The organism is Pacificispira spongiicola (genome assembly GCF_012926505.1).
Taxonomy (GTDB): Bacteria; Pseudomonadota; Alphaproteobacteria; order UBA8366; family Aestuariispiraceae; genus Pacificispira; species Pacificispira spongiicola.
The window spans coordinates 588,061-604,531 of record NZ_JABBNT010000002.1 but is presented as its reverse complement, the minus strand read 5'-3'; the positions used below and the strand labels follow the sequence as shown (position 1 = coordinate 604,531).

At 61.2% G+C, this 16,471-nt stretch carries 16 protein-coding genes; 6 read left to right on the top strand and 10 right to left on the bottom strand.

The window, feature by feature from the left end; translation table 11 throughout:
• Positions 1–34: 34 nt before the first annotated feature.
• From HH303_RS08130 to HH303_RS20270, 3 genes are read right to left on the bottom strand one after another with little or no spacing between them, the layout of a single operon-like run.
• Entirely contained in the window at positions 35–790 is a 756-nt protein-coding gene (locus tag HH303_RS08130; RefSeq protein WP_227421623.1) for a tRNA1(Val) (adenine(37)-N6)-methyltransferase, read from the bottom strand.
• On the bottom strand, positions 777–995 hold the full coding sequence (locus HH303_RS08125; protein ID WP_169624729.1) for a putative signal transducing protein: 219 nt from the start codon (positions 993–995) through the stop codon (positions 777–779). Before HH303_RS08125 ends, HH303_RS08130 begins: the two co-directional genes overlap by 14 nt.
• A gap of 3 nt (positions 996–998) precedes the next feature.
• Positions 999–2,813, bottom strand: coding sequence for an adenylate/guanylate cyclase domain-containing protein (locus HH303_RS20270; protein WP_169624728.1), 1,815 nt, complete (start codon positions 2,811–2,813; stop codon positions 999–1,001).
• Positions 2,814–2,984: 171 nt separating this feature from the next.
• Here HH303_RS20270 and HH303_RS08115 point away from each other — a divergent pair, with 171 nt between their 5' ends.
• The 4 genes from HH303_RS08115 (at position 2,985) to HH303_RS08100 (ending at position 6,968) form a co-directional block, all read left to right on the top strand.
• Positions 2,985–3,641, top strand: coding sequence for a c-type cytochrome (locus tag HH303_RS08115; RefSeq protein WP_169624727.1), 657 nt, complete (start codon positions 2,985–2,987; stop codon positions 3,639–3,641).
• Between the two features lie 2 nt (positions 3,642–3,643).
• Positions 3,644–4,414, top strand: a complete 771-nt coding sequence (locus HH303_RS08110; RefSeq protein ID WP_169624726.1) for a class II aldolase/adducin family protein — start codon at positions 3,644–3,646, stop codon at positions 4,412–4,414.
• Between the two features lie 500 nt (positions 4,415–4,914).
• Positions 4,915–6,213, top strand: coding sequence for a hypothetical protein (locus HH303_RS08105; RefSeq protein WP_169624725.1), 1,299 nt, complete (start codon positions 4,915–4,917; stop codon positions 6,211–6,213).
• A complete protein-coding gene (locus HH303_RS08100; RefSeq protein ID WP_169624724.1) occupies positions 6,210–6,968 on the top strand; it encodes a hypothetical protein in 759 nt (252 codons plus the stop codon). Before HH303_RS08105 ends, HH303_RS08100 begins: the two co-directional genes overlap by 4 nt.
• Before the next feature lie 95 nt (positions 6,969–7,063).
• Here HH303_RS08100 and cysQ read toward each other — a convergent pair whose 3' ends face one another.
• The 4 genes from cysQ to amrB all read right to left on the bottom strand — a co-directional run bounded on the left by cysQ (position 7,064) and on the right by amrB (position 11,715).
• Positions 7,064–7,855, bottom strand: a complete 792-nt coding sequence (cysQ, locus tag HH303_RS08095) for a 3'(2'),5'-bisphosphate nucleotidase CysQ (RefSeq protein WP_319637343.1) — start codon at positions 7,853–7,855, stop codon at positions 7,064–7,066.
• Between the two features lie 8 nt (positions 7,856–7,863).
• Positions 7,864–10,218, bottom strand: coding sequence for a xanthine dehydrogenase family protein molybdopterin-binding subunit (locus tag HH303_RS08090; RefSeq protein WP_169624723.1), 2,355 nt, complete (start codon positions 10,216–10,218; stop codon positions 7,864–7,866).
• A 61-nt stretch (positions 10,219–10,279) separates the two neighbouring features.
• On the bottom strand, positions 10,280–10,846 hold the full coding sequence (gene amrA, locus HH303_RS08085) for an AmmeMemoRadiSam system protein A (protein ID WP_169624722.1): 567 nt from the start codon (positions 10,844–10,846) through the stop codon (positions 10,280–10,282).
• Positions 10,843–11,715 carry an AmmeMemoRadiSam system protein B gene (gene amrB / locus HH303_RS08080; RefSeq protein WP_227421622.1) on the bottom strand — a complete coding sequence of 291 codons (873 nt, stop codon included), beginning with the start codon at positions 11,713–11,715 and terminating at the stop codon, positions 10,843–10,845. The genes amrA and amrB overlap by 4 nt, the downstream gene beginning before the upstream one ends.
• A 44-nt stretch (positions 11,716–11,759) precedes the next feature.
• Here amrB and amrS point away from each other — a divergent pair, with 44 nt between their 5' ends.
• Positions 11,760–12,908, top strand: a complete 1,149-nt coding sequence (gene amrS, locus HH303_RS08075; RefSeq protein WP_169624721.1) for an AmmeMemoRadiSam system radical SAM enzyme — start codon at positions 11,760–11,762, stop codon at positions 12,906–12,908.
• 30 nt (positions 12,909–12,938) lie between these two features.
• Here amrS and HH303_RS08070 read toward each other — a convergent pair whose 3' ends face one another.
• From HH303_RS08070 to HH303_RS08060, 3 genes are all read right to left on the bottom strand, one after another.
• A complete protein-coding gene (locus HH303_RS08070; RefSeq protein ID WP_169624720.1) occupies positions 12,939–13,898 on the bottom strand; it encodes a methyltransferase domain-containing protein in 960 nt (319 codons plus the stop codon).
• A 294-nt stretch (positions 13,899–14,192) separates the two neighbouring features.
• Positions 14,193–14,642 (bottom strand): D-aminoacyl-tRNA deacylase, encoded by a 450-nt coding sequence (gene dtd, locus HH303_RS08065; RefSeq protein WP_169624719.1) that lies wholly within the window; start codon positions 14,640–14,642, stop codon positions 14,193–14,195.
• A gap of 20 nt (positions 14,643–14,662) precedes the next feature.
• Positions 14,663–15,277 carry a gamma-glutamylcyclotransferase gene (locus HH303_RS08060; RefSeq protein ID WP_169624718.1) on the bottom strand — a complete coding sequence of 205 codons (615 nt, stop codon included), beginning with the start codon at positions 15,275–15,277 and terminating at the stop codon, positions 14,663–14,665.
• A 145-nt stretch (positions 15,278–15,422) separates the two neighbouring features.
• Between HH303_RS08060 and HH303_RS08055 the strand changes: the two genes are divergently transcribed.
• Positions 15,423–16,391: a DMT family transporter gene (locus HH303_RS08055; RefSeq protein WP_227421621.1), complete on the top strand. Its 969-nt coding sequence runs from the start codon at positions 15,423–15,425 to the stop codon at positions 16,389–16,391.
• The last annotated feature ends 80 nt before the right edge of the window (positions 16,392–16,471 follow it).

The following is a 16,471-nucleotide window of genomic DNA, read 5'->3' as shown; positions in this document are numbered from 1 at the left end:
TGGGACAATCCGCTACGGAAAATCAGGGACCCGATCAAACGAGTGCCGCGCCGTCTCGAAGGATGGCCGCCGCCGCGGGGGTATAGCGTGCCGTGGGATCATCCGCGGGACCGTGCAATACCAATCCGGGATGCAGGACCGTGCCGCCGCGAACGCCCTTCCGTGCCCGGATGATAACGCGCTTCGCCGGTTGCCCCAAGCGCGGCCACAGCGGGATAACGGTGATATCCCCGGCCTTACGGCTCAATAGTGCCAGGATTTCGTCTGTCCGGTCGGCGCGATGGACAATCGTGACCCCCCCTTTCGGTCGGGCGAAGCGCAGCAGCGCGGAAACCCAATCCTTCAACCGGGCTTCCCCTTCGACATTGGACCGGGCGCGATCGGGGATGGGGGAGGCTTCTCCGGTACGGGCATCCAAATAGGGCGGGTTGGCAAAGACCTGGTCGAACCCGCCGGGTGTCAAAGCGTCCGGCGGGGTCATGATATCGCCTTGCAGGATGGTGCACCGGGCGTCGAACCCGTTCTCTTCCGCATTCACCCGGGCGAGGTCGGCAGCCTCCCCATCCAATTCCAACCCGACGAGGTCAGGGCCCGGAACCCGTGCCCCATAGCACAGCAAGGCCGCACCGTTCCCGCAGCCCAGGTCCAGGACCCGTCCGCGTCCGATATCCGGGACCGCCGCCGCCAACAGGACCGGGTCCATGGCGGCGCGATAGCCGGTTTTCGATTGGTGCAGGGCGATCCGCCCCCCCAGAAAGGCGTCCGTGCTGTGACGGTCAGGCGTTGTCATCGCGCTGCCCTGCATCGGTTAAAAGGCGTTTGGCGGCCTCGAAATCATCGTCCGCGACCATCAGGCGCCGGGGAATGGCGCCGATCGACCCTTCCAGTATGCTCGTATGCGCGTCGAACAGGATGCAGTCTATCCCGGAGTCCCGCAGCAGGACTTCCGTGAAGGACAGTTCGACGGGGTCGTTGCTGCGCAGGATTTCTCGCATGGTCTAGTCCGACGTGGTTGTGAAGACCGTGACGGGGGTTTCGCGCCCGCGGATCGTCTGCGGACCCAGCGATTTTAGTTTCGGGTTGTTCGCCGCCGCAAGAGGCGCCTTGGCCGCGTTGACCGTACTTTCCGCGATCAGAATATGCGTATCCAACGCCTTGTTCAGTTCCTCTAGCCGCGCGGCCACATTCACCGTGTCGCCGTGGACCGTATAGTTCAGGCGGGATTCCGCCCCGACCAGGGCGGCGATCAACGGACCCGTCGCGATCCCGATGCGGGCGGTTAGGCGTTCGCCTTCATAGGATTGCCGATTGAGATGCCGTTGAATGACGGTCCCGGCCTCGATCGCCTTGAAGGCATGATCCGGATCGGCCATCGGCAGGTTGAAGACGGCGAGGATGGCGTCGCCCTGGAACTGGGTGACGATTCCGTCGAATGTGTGAATGACATCGACCAGATCGGTGAAGTAGGCGTTCAGGACGGTCACGACCTTTTCCGGCCCCAATTCCTCCGTCATGTTCGTGAAGCGCGCCAAATCGCAAAATAGGACCGTCGCTTCGGTTTGTTGCGGGGAAAGGCCGTCGGGGGCGTGCAGCATCCGTTCCGCGATCTTTTGCGGCACGACACGCCCGAACAGGTCCAGAATTCGTTCTCGTTCCTTTAGGCCCGCGACCATTCGTTCGAAACCGCGGGACGCGGCCTCCAACTCCCGCAGTCGGCTGTGGGGCAGGGCGGGAACGTGGTCCAGGTCACCCGCCGCGACGCGGTTGGATGCCGCCGCCAGGGCGCGTATCGGTTGTCCTGTCTGTTTCGCAAGCCACAGGGTGATGGCCACGGATATGGCGAGAACGGAAAGGCTGGCGCCGATCATTTCGTAAATCTTCGTCCGCAGGGGGCGATATTGGTCTTCATCGACATACAGACCGACGGTGATCGGCTTGTCGGCGGCCAGCCCGGAAAACTGCGCGTAGGATATCAGGTATCGCCTGTTTTCGAAAAAGACCTGGCCCAGCTTGAACCGCTCGTCCTCGGTAAAGTCCTGGAGCCGCAACGGCGCCATAATCGGCAGGGACTGGATTACCGGATCGTCGAAGGCGGAAACGGTCGGTAAGGGCGCTTCTTCGGTGGCGTTCAAGGCACCTTCGGCCAAACTGGGATGGGCCAGCACCTGATTGCCGTCATACAACAGGAACGGCGTCGCGCCGGAATCCGTCCAATCGAAATCCCGCAAGCGGTTGGACAAATCCGCGACGGCCTTTCCCTGGATCAGCAGCCCGAGGAAGTGCCCGTCCCGAACCAGCGGTGTGTGCAGGTTGATCGCGGTTTGGGCAAGCTCCGGCACCCAAACCGGCCGCCGCCAGACCGGAATCTTGATCTCCCTGGCGCTTTCCAGCGCTTTTGCCAGAAGTCCATCTGCCAGAATATTGACTTCCTGTACCGAGGGACCGTCGACAACCTGCCATTTGCTCAGGAACTGAAATCCATGCCCGTACCGGTCGATGACGATCATTCCGGCGAGATCCGGCAGGGCGGCCATGGACGATTCAAGCGCGAGGCGTAGTCGTTGCGGGTCATCAAATGTCAGACGACCGGAGGAGAAGCTTTCCGCAATCCAGGCGGCCTGGGCTTCGATCGGCGACAATTCGTCCGATAGCCGTTGTTCGGCATTTTCGACCATACGCACGGAATTGCCCGCGATCAGGGCCAGCGTATTGCTCAAGGCCCCGGAAACGCCGGTATAGATCACGATGCCGAGCGACACCGCCAGCAGGCCGCAAAAGCCGACAACAAGAACAATCCGGATTGGTATGGTCACAGCCTATCGGCCCTTAATCGAAACACCCGATGGATCAGGATGCCGGAGTCGGCAGGGCATAAAAAGCCTGTCGTATAGGTGGTGTTAACAAAAAATTATTCTCTCTTTTAATTAAAATTATAGAGATTTAGGGTGCCCGGTCTGAAATATTGCCGGGTGGGGCGTAATAAAATGAAGTCAGTTATACTTTTTCTCATTTTAGCGTGTTCGTGTTTCCCGGTATCACTGGCATGGGCTTTCGGATCGCCGCCGAAGGGGCGCGCGCTGGTCAACGAACATGGTTGCGGCGCGTGCCACGCTTGGGATGGTTCCGCACGGCCGGAAGGCATTCCGAAACTTGCGGGCCAGAAATATGGGTATCTTGTCCGGGCGCTGACCCATTTGAAGTTCAAGGAAGTGACGTCGGATCAGGAAACCGTCATCCGCCGGATCCATCCGATCATGAACGAAATGGCGCGGTCCCTGAAGACGACGGAAATCGCGGATATCGCGGCCTTCTATTCGACGCGTGCCTGTATCGGACCGGTCGATGTGGACGTTGCAAATATCGTACAGCCGCAAGGCGTCGAGAAATGTGAGGTGTGCCACGGGGGGATGAGGAGCAATCCGTGGGCCGATACGCCTTATCTGGCGGGACAAGACCGGGCCTATCTCCTTGCCGAACTTCGGCGTCTTTGGGAGGATAGTAAAGGCCAAGACGATGAGGTCGAAAGACACCATCGATTGAGCGAAATCATGTTCGACGAGGGCAAACAGTATAAACTCGAAGACTTGGCGGACTATTTTGCCGCCTTGCCGTGTAGACCGCCAAATGTAGGGAACCCATAAGCATGACCTATATCCATCGCGCGCGCCGACCGGATTGTTCCGATGAAGAATGGGCGATGCGCGTCGATCTCGCAGCCTGCTATCGGCTGATCGACGCCCATGGCTGGTGCGACCAGATTTACAATCACATTACGGCGCGGGTTCCCGGCACGACGGATCAGTTCCTGATCAATCCCTTCGGCCTCGGTTATGACGAGGTCTGTGCATCCAATCTCGTGAAGATCGATCTGGACGGAAATGTGCTGGACGACTCCGACTACGGCATCAACGCCGCCGGCTATACGATCCACAGTGCGATTCACAGCGCGCGTCACGACGCGGTTTGCGTGTTGCATACCCATACCGACGCCGGGGTCGCGGTTTCCTGTCTGGAAGACGGTTTTCTGCCCATGACCCAGGGCGGGATGCAGTTCTACAACCGGCTCGCCTATCATGATTATGAAGGCATCGCGCTGGACCTCTCGGAACGCGAACGGTTGATCGCCGATCTGGGCAATTCCTGGGCCATGATCCTGCGCAATCACGGCTTGCTGACGCTGGGCCGAACCGTGGGGCATGCATTCAGCCGGTTCTATTACCTGGAACAGGCCTGCCGCGTGCAACTGGACGTCATGCGCACGGGCGCGAAGATCACGTTGCCGTCCGGTCAGGTCTGCGAACACACCGCCCGCCAGTGGGAGGACGAGTCCGAAGATCAGGCCACCACCCCGCCGCCGGAATGGCACGCCTATCTGCGCATGATGGACAAGAAAGACCCGTCATTCCGCGAATAACGGGAGGGGCGTGCGTCACCGATCGGCACCGCAGACCGACAGGGGGCTTTTCTATGATTGCGGACATCCCGCCTTTTGGGCGGGATGTTTTTGCACCCAATTAGTTCCTTTAATGTTCCTGTTTTGTGTTGACTTCGGAACAATTTTATAGTTGTGATATAGGCTGGCTAGGGGCGCTTGGATTGCGCCCTTTCTTAAATATCAAAATAGAACAAAAGGAGATCAATATGTATGACTATACCGATCCGAGGGCGCGCGGGCGTCGATCCGGGCAGGACGACCTTGGTTTCGGTGTCGGGCCGGACGGTCCCTTCCGGTCCCGGTTGGAGGCCGGGTTGCACCGCTATTCCAATCCGGGGGAGGATGATCCCAAGCGCCCTACCGATGCCGATAACCTCACTGGTTCGACCGCCCGTTCCGATACGGCGGATTTTACGGCACCGGCCGGTTTCACCGGAACCGCGAAGCCCAAGGATGCCGACGAGGCGATCAAGGGATTCATGATGGATGAACGCTATTGGAAGCCCAATCACCCGCAGCGCGATGCCTATCGCGATGCCATTGCCGCATTGTGGAAACGGGCCTATCCCGGCACCTATACCCCCGGTCCGTTCGGACGGGGCGTGAAGCCGTCGGCCACCGCCGATGAAATTTTGGGCCTGGCGACGTCGATCCTGCCGCGACAGAACATCCGTACACGGGAATACGATGTCAGACGCGACGGGCCATACCGTGCTCCAATCCCCGTACCACTCGCTAAAAAGGGGGCAGGACCGTCGATCGTGTATCGGCAGGCGGAAAAGCCCGGCATCGGTCACAATTCCGGCGCATCGGGAATGCCCATTGCTTTGATGGCCGCGCTGAAAGAAACAGCCCCCGAACGGCGCGGCGGCCCTGCTCCGAAACCACCCGGCATTCAGGTCGCGCATGAGGATTCGGAAAGCGGGCTGATCACAATTCCCGGCCTGACACTGACCGGACTGGGTGTGGATCCAAAGGCGGTGAAGGACCTTGGCGACAAAGTCGACGGAATACTCGGCGACGCCTGGGACGCGGCGAAAGACGCGCCACTGCTGGGCGTCGGCCGCTACGGCCCGTTGGGCCCGAACTTACGCGACATGTTGGGCGAGGACGAAAAACAAGCTATCGACAAAGCCCCGCCGCAGGACGCGCCGGACCTCGACACCCAGGAAACCTTTCCCGACCAGTCCGACGACCGGGGCTTCGGCGGCACACTCGTTTTCCCGGACGGCAGCCGATACGACGACCTCACCAAACTACCGCCGTCAGAGGATCAGTCGGATATCCTGCCCCAGGGCACGATCCTCAACATCAAGGATTCAAAAGGGAACGACTACGACTGGGATGTTAGCGGCGCGCATCCTAAGAACGTCAGAAATGCGGGCGGCAACCTTGACCAGATCAGCAACCCAGATCTCGCCGACCGTTTGAAACAGGTCACGGCGGGCGCTAAACTTATCGGTGAAAAAGGGGATAGGGAATACATCACGAATCTCGCCAAGCGAGGTGGGGCTCATCCTGAGGAAGTGGCAGGTAAGGACTATTATGATCTCATCCGCAGTGTCGGAGGCGATCCGAGCCAAGCGCGGAAAGAAGAATCTCAGGATGGAAGCGTGAAAAAAATCTACAAAACCAAGGACGGGACCAAGATCGTCTATCGCACAATCACGTCAAGAGACAGCGGCGAGGTTACGAACGAAATCCAGGTCAACGGGCGTGCTAATGGGACGCACGGGGAAACATACTTCAAAATTCGGTATCGCGGAGAGTCTCAATGAGGATCGAATTCGGTAGAGTATACGTCGCCCGGCACTATTCGGAAGAAGAAGCGGATGAGCAGTTCCGTCCCATCGTCCAGCGCCTCTTGGCGCCGGGCTTCGAGTTCAGAGATTTTATGAGGAAGACCCTGCGGCCAACGGATATGTTCGCCAATCCCGATTGGCGCTATCTTGCGTTCGGATCGTCGTTTTGGGACGGCGAGCTTGGTGCCCAGCCGGACGAGCGGCCCGAAGAATGCCTGCAAATCTTCAAGGGGGACGAGAGTTGGTTCGATTTCGCGCCGATCTGCTACGCCTTGGCGGAGCGCGAAATCACCGAGGTCATACACTACGACCTCATGGGCTATCAGCACCGCGGCACGGCTTGCGCTACGGCAACCTCGGCCCATTTTGCGGATTTTTGGGTGGGATTTAGTGGGGATGCCGACACTTTGTCATTCGGTGAAGGGCTGTTGTTTTCACGGGACGGCAGTTGGGCGATTTATGGTGAACACGAATCCCCCACCCTGCTGGGCGGCGAGCCGGATTTCATCGCCAGGGTTGCGGAACTGGCGGGCGGAGAAACCTTCCTAAAACGCATTCTCGACGACTATTGGTTCGACGATCTACGCAATTTGGCGGTAGATCAAAAATGCTCTGTCCGATTTGAATACGGGCAGTATATGCGGAACACCTATTCGTTTTGTGGGTGGGAGCCGTTCGACTATCCTGAAGAATGGATCGAAAAGGAAATTGTCCCTTTACAGACTTCCTAGCGAGGTCGGGCTTTCGGGAAAGTATGTTTCTGCTTCGCGCTATTTGATGATGCCGACCTCCGTTTCGGCGGCACACTCGTCTTCCCGGATGGTCTTTACGGGCGAACCCCACCCCAGGCGACGAAGTGCGGGTTTTCGAAGATTGGGTTCTTGGCATAGGTGAAGGGCGTGCCGTCGGTCAGCGTGACCGTGCCGCCCGCCGCCGCCAGAACGGCGTGGCCCGCCGCGACATCCCATTCCATGGTCCGGCCCAGGCGCGGATAGACGTCCGCCGCGCCTTCCGCGACCCGGCAGAATTTCAGGGAACTGCCGGCGGACACCGTTTCCGCGATACGGCGCGGGGCCAGGAAGGCCTCCATTTCCGATGCATCGCCATGGCTGCGGCTGCCGATCACGGTCAGGCCGTCCGCCGGTTCGGGACGCACGGCGATCGCGGTTTCGGGTCCGTCCTTATCCTGACGCCAGGCACCTTTTCCGACGATCCCGGAATACAGGCAGGACAAAGCGGGCAGGTAGACCACGCCCAAGACCGGCGCATTGTTTTCGATCAGCGCGATGTTGACGGTAAATTCACCGTTGCGCTTCAGGAATTCCTTGGTGCCGTCCAGTGGATCGACCAGCCAGAAGGGGCCGTTGCCGACATCCGGGATACGGCCCGTGGTCGCCGCTTCCTCCGCCACCACGGCTACGCCGGGCGTCAGTTTCTCCAGGATCGGGACGATGATTGCCTCGGCCGCTTCATCGGCCTCCGTCACCGGGGACGCGTCGTCCTTCGTCCGGTGCTCGAAATCCGTGGCATAGATCGCCATGATCTTCGCGCCCGCATCCCGCGCCACCTGTTGAATGGTCGGGAGCAGGGCCGCGGTATCGAATTGTGTGGAGGTCACGGGTCTCTCTATTCTGCCGCTTGAGGCATCGTGGCGTTTCGGATCGTCTGCCAGATGCGGTGTTTCGTTGCGGGCATGTCGATATGATGAATGCCCAGATCTTTCAAGGCATCGACGATGGCGTTTATCAAGACGGGCGGTGCGCCGATGGCGCCCGCTTCCCCCGCGCCCTTGATACCCAGCGGGTTCGTGGTGCAGGGCATGTCCTCAATATAGATGAAGTCGATATCCGGCATATTGTCCGCGCGCGGCATGCAGTAATCCATGAAGGACCCTGACAGGAGCTGCCCGCTGTCCGGATCGTAGACGGTTTCTTCCAGTAGGGCCTGACCCAGACCCTGACCGACACCGCCATGGACCTGTCCGGCCAGCATCATCGGGTTCACGACCGTGCCGAAATCGTCGACAACGACATAGCGCGGGATTTCGATATCGCCGGTATCGGGGTCGATTTCGACCTCGCAGACATGGCAACCGTTGGGGAAGGTCTGCGCCGCCGCCTTATGCCGCGTCTTTGTATCCAGGCCCGGTTCCGTTCCCGGCGGCAGGCGCGACGGATCGCGGGCCGCGCGGGCGACGTCTTCGAAGGATACGCGTCTGTCCGTACCGACGACGGTAAAGGCCCCGTCGGCATAGTCGATGTCGCCGGGCGCCGTTTCCAGCATCCCCGCCGCGATGATCTTGCCCTTGTCCAACACGCCTTCCGCCGCGTCCCGCACGGCGACGCCGCCTTCGGGAATGGAGCGCGAGCCGCCGGTGCCGCCACCGCGTTCGACAAGGTCGGTATCGCCCTGCACGACGGTGATTGCCTCCAACGGTAGGTCCAATCGGTCGGATATGATCTGCTGATAGGCCGTGTGGTGGCCCTGGCCGTTATCCTGCGTCCCGATATAGAGCGTCACCTTGCCCGCCTCGTCGACGCGCAGGTCGGCTTGTTCGCCGGGGCCTGCGCCGCAACATTCGATGTAATAGGCCATGCCCAACCCGCGCCGCTTGCCGCGTGCTTCGGATTCCGCCTTGCGTGCCGCGAAACCCGCCCGGTCGATCCGGGCCAGGGCCGTGTCCATGACACGTTCGAAATCCCCGGAATCGTAAACCGGACCCAGGCCGGTATCGTAGGGCATGGCGCTTGTCGGGATAAAATTCCGCCGCCGCAGTTCCGCCGGATCGACGCCGAGGTCCAATGCCGCCTTGTCCACCAGCCTTTCCAGAAGGTAGGCCGCTTCCGGCCGCCCCGCGCCGCGATAGGCGTCGACCGGCGTCGTATTGGTGAACAGGCCCCGGACCTGCATGTGCAGCGCGGGGATGCGATAGACGCCGGTATACATCTTCGCCCCGGCCATGGTGGGGATAAAGGCCTGGAAGCCGGACAGATGCGCGCCCATCGCGGCCTTCAGGTCGATATGCAGGCCGGTGAAGCGCAGGTCCTTGTCCAGGCCCAGTGTGATGCGGCTGACATGATCGCGGCCCTGCTTGTCCGCCGTGAACCCGTCATAGGACCGTTCGCCGACCCATTTCACCGGACGTTTCAACTGCCGCGCGGCATAGAGGACGCAGAGCTGTTCGGGATAGAGGAAGATTTTCATCCCGAATCCGCCGCCGACATTGCCCGTGATAACGCGCATGCGGGACGGGTCGACATGGAAAATGTCGTTGGCCAGTTGGCGTTGGACGGAATGCACCCCCTGGGTCGGCGTATGCAGGACATAGCGTCCGGTTTCGTCGTCCCCTTCGTAGTTGGCCAGCGCCGCGCGCGGTTCCATCGCGTTGACGACGATCCGATTGTTGATCAGCTTCAACTCGACCTTATGCGCGGCCTTGGCAAGCGCGTCGGCGGTTTCCGGTGCGGAGCCGAAATCCCAGGTGAAACATCGGTTGTCGGGGGCTTCGTCATGGATGACCGGCGCGTCCGGCGTATCGGCCAGATCGGTGTCGGTGACGCTGGGCAAGTCTTCGTAATCCACCAGCACGGCTTCCGCCGCGTCGCGCGCCTGATCCAGGGTTTCCGCAACGACGAAGGCGACGGGATCGCCGACATGGCGCACTTTGTCGGTGGCCAGGGCATGGCGCGGCGGTTGCGCCATCTTGCTGCCGTCGGTCTGCGTTACCACCACATTGGCGGGCATCGGCCCGACACCCGCCGCGCGCATATCCGCGCCGGTGAAGACGGAAAGAACGCCGGGCATCGCCGCCGCGTCCTGTGTATCGATCGACAGGATGCGGGCATGGGCATGGGGGGATCGAACGGCGATGCCATGGGCCTGACAGGGCCAGGAGACATCGGCGGTATACTGCCCCTTGCCGGTCAAAAGGACCGGGTCCTCGGTGCGCCGAACGGCCTGACCGATACCGAATTTCACCATGCCGGAAGTTCCCTCAAAGACCGTGTGAGAAGGATCATAGGGCGGGATGCGTTGCGGTCAATCAACCAACCTTCACAACGCGATAGCGGAAGGCCTGAAAATTCGGCGACCAATGGTCGGGTGGCAGACCCGCCTTGCGCTTTAGATGGGACAGGAAGGTTTTCGCGTCCGGGAGTTGATCCCAGACCTGCGGCAGGAAAGTCGCGCGCCGCCCATTGTCGGCGATGATCAACCCGTCCACGCCGGGCACTAATTGGGACAGTAGGTCGTCTTCATCCCGGATCAGCATGCGTTCCGGTTCGCTCAGGATCGAAATCGACCAGCTGATGCGGCCCATTTCGTCCCCGGACAGCGGTGGGAAGCGCGGGTCCTTGAATCCGGCGCGATAGGCGTTTTCTACCAGATCGAGCACCAAGGGGCGATGCGCCTGCAGCGTGCCGATGCAGCCGCGCAGCTTTCCGGCTTTCTCGATGGTGACGAAGGTCGCGCCCGGCGCCTTCAACTCCTCCGGAAAGCTGTCCAGATTGACCGGCGGCGGCTTGCCGTTGACCAGACCGTCGGCAAGGCTGCGCTTCGTGAGGTCCAGCAGCAGCGCGCCGTGCTTATCCGCGATTTCCTGCGTATTCATGCGCGGAACACCCAGGCGCCGTAGCCGACGGTGCGCCCCTTGTCGCCCGCCGTGTCGCCGGAATTGCACAGTCCGACCCGTTCGATTGACAGATGCTTTTCCGGTGCCAGTTTCAGGAGCCCCGACATCGGTATCCGCCCACAGGCCTGATCCCGCCCGATGGCGGCATAATCGAAGCGTTCGACCGCGTCGGCGGTTTTGGCGTCGAGGGCGTTGCAGGCGTCGTAATCCAGAAAATGGCTCAGATCGCTGGAAATCACGATCCGGGTTTCCGGTCCGCCCCAAAGGCGGTCCAGGACGGCGGCGACATCCTCCGCGCTCGCCTGCCCGACGGCGAAGGGGACCAGTTTCATCTTCGGGAAGACGGTTTGAAGGAAGGGCAGGTGGACTTCCAGACTGTGTTCCTGCTTATGCGCGGCGTCATGGGCAAAGACCTGCGGCAGGTCGGACAGACCGTCCAGGGCTTCCCGGTCGATGGGGACGGAGCCCAGCGGCGTCTGCCATAGGTCGGCGGCGGTCGTGGCAAGCCCGCGCAAGGCGACGCGATGGCACGGGCCCATCAGGACGACGCGGGTCACGGCGTCTCGGCCCGGCAGCAAACGGGCATAGGCTTCCCCCGCGCAGGCCCCGGAATAGACATATCCCGCATGCGGCGCGATGACGGCCTTCACAATTGGGCTGTTTGGTCCGATCCCGGCGCGTTTCGCCGCATCGTTGACGAAACCGGCCACGGACTGGGCCAGCCCCTGCCGGTCGCCCGGATAGAACATGCCCGCAACGGCGGCGGGACGGATCAGTGCCATCGTATGTCCCTCCATTTCCTGACGGTCGGCATGATAACGCGTCGCCACGGGACCCGCGACCGCCATTTCGAATTTTCGTCAGACATCCTATATATGGGATGGAGGTAGCCATGACGGAAGGCGTGACCCTGGATCGGGATGTCATCGACGGCGTGTCCGCGCGTTATTGGGCGATGCAGGACGACGGGCGCATTCGCTGTGACGTCTGTCCGCGAGAATGCAAGCTGAAGGACGGGCAGCGGGGTCTGTGTTTCGTGCGGGCGCGGCGCGGCGACGAATTGGTGCTGACGACCTATGGCCGGGCCTCCGGATACTGTATCGACCCCATTGAAAAGAAGCCGTTGAACCATTTCCTGCCCGGTACGCCGGTACTGAGCTTCGGCACGGCGGGCTGCAATCTGACCTGTAAATTCTGCCAAAACTGGGATATCTCCAAGAGCCGGGAGATGGACCGTCTGATGGATCAGGCACCGCCGGGCGCCATCGCGGCGGCGGCGAAGAAGACGGGTTGCCGATCCGTCGCCTATACCTACAACGATCCGGTGATTTTCCTGGAATATGCGGTGGACGTGGCCGCCGCCTGTCATGAACAGGGGATCGCGAATGTCGCGGTGACCGCCGGTTATATCAAGGAAGCGGCACGCGAGGAGTTCTTCGCCCGCATGGACGCGGTCAATCTGGACCTGAAAGCGTTTACGGAGGATTTCTACCGGTCCCTGTGCACGGCGTCGCTGGACTCCGTGAAGGAAACGGCGGTCTATCTGGTGAAGGAACGCAAGACCTGGGTCGAATTGACGACCCTGCTGATCCCCGGCGAGAACGACAGCGAGGCGGAACTTGAGGCGCTGACACAATGGGTGTCGGAAACGCTGGGGCCGGACGTGCCGCTGCATTTCACCGCCTTCCATCCCGATTACCGCATGCGGGACAAACCGCGCACGCCGGTTGAAACGCTGTTGAAGGCCCATGCGATCGGCAAGGCGGCGGGTCTGAACTACGTCTATACCGGCAACGTTCATCATGAGGAGACCGGGTCGACCTATTGTCCGCAGTGCGGGACGAAGGTCATCGGACGTGACTGGTATACGCTATCGGATTGGGGCATCGGGCAGGGGGGGCACTGTACGCATTGCGGGGGTGTGATCGCGGGTCGCTTCGAACCGAAACCCGGCGATTGGGGCCCGAAGAGGAAACCGGTTCGCTTGGCCGAATTCGCGAAACACTGGCAGGCGGCGCAACAGGCCCAGCAACAGCAATAGCACCAGCAATAACACCGGGCCGTTCGCTCGTTACATTGTCTCGCCGCCGCGTATCCCGTGGAAACGGTAATATTTGATCTTCCCCATCTCCATCGCCTTGATGAGGATCAGCCAGTATTCGGCTTCATGCATCATCGTGTTGACGAATTCGCGGGTAAGCTCGCCCTTGTCGAGGCTGGTGGCGAGCTTTGTCCAGGCTTTCAACAGGATTTGCCGAAATTCCTCCGTCTCGTCCTTGATGATGCGGACATCCATGCGTTGGGCGGTCAGCGTTTTGCGGTAGTCGTCCGCCGTCCACAGCGTGAATTCGGCCGCTTCCCGGTCTTTCCAGGCCTCAACGATCGGGGAAAGCTCGTCGTTGGGTGAAGCCAGAACGAAATCGGTTAGGATAATATGGCCTCGCGGGCGCAGCGCGTTGCAGATGGTTTCCAGGTATTTTGCCTTGTTGCGGATACGGTAAGCCCGTTCGCGCGTGAGGATACCGTTGTAGCGGCCTGCGGGTAGGGTGAAGTCATCCGGGTCGAATGGGGTGACGGCAACTTTCTTGTCCATCCCGTGGCGGCGCGACAATTCCATCGCCAATTCCGCCAATTCCGGGTCGGACTCATACCCGTCGATATAGAGCCCCAATTCCTTGCTGACCTTCCGCGTCCCGCCGCCCAGGCCGGCAGACAAATCTGCGGCGTTTTGCTCGGAATTCAGGCTCATCGGCTTGACGAGCCACAGTGTATAGTCCGCGCCGCCGGGCTGGACGGTTTCGTCCTCTTCCGCGATATCGAAAAGACGGCGGCAAAAGGCGACGCGCCGTTCGGGCCAACGCTTCCCATCGTCCTCATCCGGCTCTTCGTCCACTTCGATCGCGAGCGGGTCGGGGGCGGCGGATCGAAGACGCTTATATTCCGCCAGTTCCCGCGCATCGACCCCGTCCCACCACGCCTGAAAACGGGTCGATAGCGGGATGTAATTGTCTTTCTTGCCGCGGAACGCCATGTGCGCCTGAGCTTCCCCAACGAATTCAACGATTCACAGTGATCTGATTCCGCCAAAATGTCACAAAATCTCGCCTTCGTTTCGCCATGGTCGGGGGGCAGTGTGCCGCGTATCGAAACAAATGCCCCCGTGGCAGGAGGTACGCGCCATGCTGTTCCATTCCGATCCCCCGCCATTCCCGGCCCTGGCCCGGTTCGCGGCGTGCCTGCTGACCGGACTGACGGTCTTGGGAACTGTCGCGGTGGCCGCCGTTCTGTGATGGTGATGATCTGTTGGCGGGATAGCGCCTAGCGCCTAACGCGGGTCCCGCCCGTCGAGCCAGAGCGTGACCGGCCCGTCATTGATCAGCGAAACCTGCATATCCGCGCCGAAAACGCCGGTTTCGACGGGCATGCCGTCGTGACGCAACAGAGTGACGAAACGGTCGAACAGGTCGCGGCCTTCGTCCGGCGGCGCGGCGTCGGAAAAGCCGGGGCGGTTCCCCTGTCGCCAGCGGGCCGCAAGGGTGAACTGACTGACCGCCAGGATCGATCCGCCCATATCCCGGACGGACAGGTTCATCTTCCCGGCGTCGTCAGAAAAGATGCGCAGCGCCGTCAGCTTCCGGGCCAGAAAGGCGAGGTCTTCGTCGCTGTCGCCCGGATCGGCGCAGACCAGAACCATCAGCCCCCGTCCGATGGCGCCGACGGTTTCCTTGTCGACCGTGACCGATGCCTGGGACACGCGTTGAACCAGAAGTTTCATATGCAGCCTTTCCTACTCGATCAGATCCCCGCACCCACATCCAATTCCCCGGTCAATCGCTTCACGCGGGTCAGCAGGTCGTGCAGATGCGGTTCGTGATAGCCGTGATCTTCCAAGGATTGGATCGTGTTGATCAGATAATCCCGGTTCAAACCGGCTTCACCGCGCGCCAGTAGGATGATGCGCGCAGCCTCGTCCGGGGCGATATCCCCGGCGAAATGCGGATGTGTCGGATCGGCGACGAAGCAGCGCGCCGCAACGGTGCGCCCGTCGGCCAATGCCACCGGCAAACGGGCCGGACGATAGGCATAGCCCCGCAATTCGCGTTCTTCCAGATAGGCCGCTGTTTCCGGCCAGTCTTCGGGACGAACCCGGAAGGAACGGCCCTCACAAACCCGATCCGCGACCGACGCCAGTCCCAGAACGAGCCCACGCCGTTCCGGGGTGCCGCGGTGATGTTCCGACCAGATGCAGAAGCTGCGGGCATATCCGGCCAGCCGCGCCGGGGCGGTTTCCGCATGACGGAATCCCGGACGCCACATCAGGGAGCCATAGCCGTAGACCCAGATTTCCTCATCCGGATCGTCGATATCCTTCCAGGCGGAGGGAGCGGGTGATGAAGGGGATGTCTGCATGCCCCGATCTGACGGGTTCGGCCCCGGATGGTCAAGGCAGGAAGCGCGACCGATGCCATATCCTCACAGGAGATAGGACGTTTTTCGGGGAGACTGCGCGGGATGTCCGTGATAGCTCACCCTTCACGATCCCCCGGAGTCTTCCATGTCCGATTTAACCGCCCCAGTCGATCCTATACGGCCTGTCCCGACACCGCCCCCCGTTCCGTCGCAACCTGATGTGTCCGGTAAGACATTGTGGATGGGCATTGCCTATGGTTTGGCGGCCGTGACCATTTGGGGGGCGTGGCCGGTTGCCTCGCGGTTCGGCGTCGGTCAGACCTTAACGGCACCCGATATCACCTTCCTCCGCTTTTTGGTGGCCGGCCTCCTGCTGTCGCCGCTGGTGATCCGGCGCGGTCATGGCGGGTTGGGATGGGGGAAGGCGATCATCCTCGCCATCGGGGCGGGCGCGCCCTACACAATCGTGACCGTTTCCGGCTTTTCCTTCGCTCCGGCGGGGCACGGGGGGCTGATTATCCCCAGCACCATGCTGACCTGTTCGACCATCGGAGGCGCCTTCATCCTGGGAGACCGACCGAACCGGCAGCGTCTATTGGGGCTGGCGCTGGTTCTGGGCGGCGTGGTCGTGACCGGCAGCGCGGCTTTCGGCCTGGGAGACGAATATCCGAACCTTGCCATCGGGCATCTGCTGTTCGTCGGCGGCGGCATGTGCTGGTCCATCTATACGATTTTCAGCCGCAAATGGGCCGTCGATTCCGTCCAGGCGACGGCGCTGGTGTCTGTTCTGTCGCTGATTGGATTTACACCGATCTATCTGATCTGGCGCGGGGATGCGCTGTTGTCCGCACCGATGTCGGAAGTCCTCTTCCAGGGGATCGCGCAAGGTGTTTTCTCCGCGGTTTTGGCGCTGTTCTTTTTCACCCGTGCCGTGGGCCTGCTGGGCGCGGGACGGGGGGCGGTCTTCGCGGCGCTGGTGCCCGGTTTCGCGGCCCTGTTCGCCTATCCCGCCTTGGGGGAGGTGCCCGGTCCGCATCACCTGATCGGTTTAGGCCTCGTCAGTTTCGGAATGGCGCTGGCCTTGGGTTTGATCGGACAAAAAAAGACGGTTTGAGTTTTTCGGATATTGGAAAAGGTTCCATGCATTGGTAGTGTTTCCGCAATGCTGCACTGCGGGACGAGGGAGTGTACCCT